This is a genomic window from Mucilaginibacter sp. JRF (assembly GCF_015223065.1).
In the GTDB taxonomy this organism is placed as follows: Bacteria; Bacteroidota; Bacteroidia; order Sphingobacteriales; family Sphingobacteriaceae; genus Mucilaginibacter.
This window is the reverse complement of the sequence record NZ_JADFBY010000023.1, coordinates 1-1,256: the sequence shown is the minus strand read 5'-3', so window position 1 is coordinate 1,256 and position 1,256 is coordinate 1. Positions and strand designations below refer to the sequence as shown.

General features: G+C 43.9%; 2 protein-coding genes. Both read right to left on the bottom strand.

Features of this window, described 5'->3' with window-relative positions:
* Positions 1-61: 61 nt before the first annotated feature.
* Positions 62-904, bottom strand: coding sequence for an IS3 family transposase (locus tag IM792_RS21160; protein ID WP_228085317.1), 843 nt, complete (start codon positions 902-904; stop codon positions 62-64).
* Between the two features lie 20 nt (positions 905-924).
* Positions 925-1,191, bottom strand: a complete 267-nt coding sequence (locus IM792_RS21365) for a transposase (protein WP_228085314.1) — start codon at positions 1,189-1,191, stop codon at positions 925-927.
* Between the last annotated feature and the right edge of the window lie 65 nt (positions 1,192-1,256).

Genomic DNA, 1,256 nt, shown 5'->3' with positions numbered 1-1,256 from the left:
TGTAACCCTCCCTTAGTTCGGACTGGTATTTTATAGACTTATTAATTCAAAAATATAATTATTATTGTTGAAACTGTGGAGATGTTGGAAACTCGCCAGAGTTTTCAATATCTCCACAGTTTAGCCGCTTGTACAGGTCTGGCGTTATACCTCCCAGTGCTTCATGTGGCCTGCTGTAATTGTAATCCTCCATCCATTCATCGGCTAATACCTGTACCTGGTTAATGTCTTCAAATAGGTAAGCATCCAAGATGTTTTCCCTAAAGGTTCTGTTAAAGCGTTCGATATAGCCGTTCTGCATAGGCTTGCCAGGCTGGGTGAACTGCACTGTGATATCTTTGCTCTCACACCAATCCTTGAACTCCTTGCTATTAAACTCAGGTCCGTTATCTACCCGGATACAGTTTGGTTTACCTTGCTCATGAATAGTTCGCTCCAGGATCTGTGTTACTCGTATGGCTGGCATGGTATAAGCAGCTTCTACGGCAATGGCTTCCCGGTTATAATCATCAATGATATTGAGCGTGCGGAACCTTCTTTTGTTCACCAGCACATCACACATAAAGTCCATTGACCAAGTATCTCCAGCCTGCTCAGGCACGATCAGGGGTACCTTTACTCTTCCCGGTACACGCCTGCGTACCTTACGGCGCTTATTCATGCCCAAAAGCAAATATACTCTGCGCACGCGCTTGTAATTCCACTGAAAACCTTGCTGACGTATACGGCTGTAGTATAAGTCTTGACCCTCAGTAGGATGCTTTTCAGCAAGTTCCACTAACTTATTTATGGTTTCAGAATCGTCTCTGACATTCTTATAGTAATACATGGATTTGGGCAGCCTCGCTACCCGGCAAGCCCTGCTAATGCTTACGCTGTAACTTTCCAGTAAGTAAGCAACCATGTCTTTGCGCTGGCAGGGCTTTAGAACTTTTTTGAAAGAACGTCCTTTAACATCTTATTATCCAAAGCCAGTTCCGCATACATGTGTTTAAGCTTGCGGTTCTCTTCTTCCAGTTCTTTCAGCCGTTTCAACTCCTGACTGTCCATGCCGGCATACTTCTTTCGCCAGTTGTAAAACGTGGATTTGTGAATGCCAAGTTCGCGGCATATATCATTGAGCTCACGGCCGCCATCATATTCCTTGATGGCCTTTACGATCTGTGCTTCGGTAATAATAGAGTTCTTCATCGTTTGACTGTTTAAAGTTAAGACTTTTCGTCCTTTAAGCAGTCCGATTTTTAGGAGGGGTTACA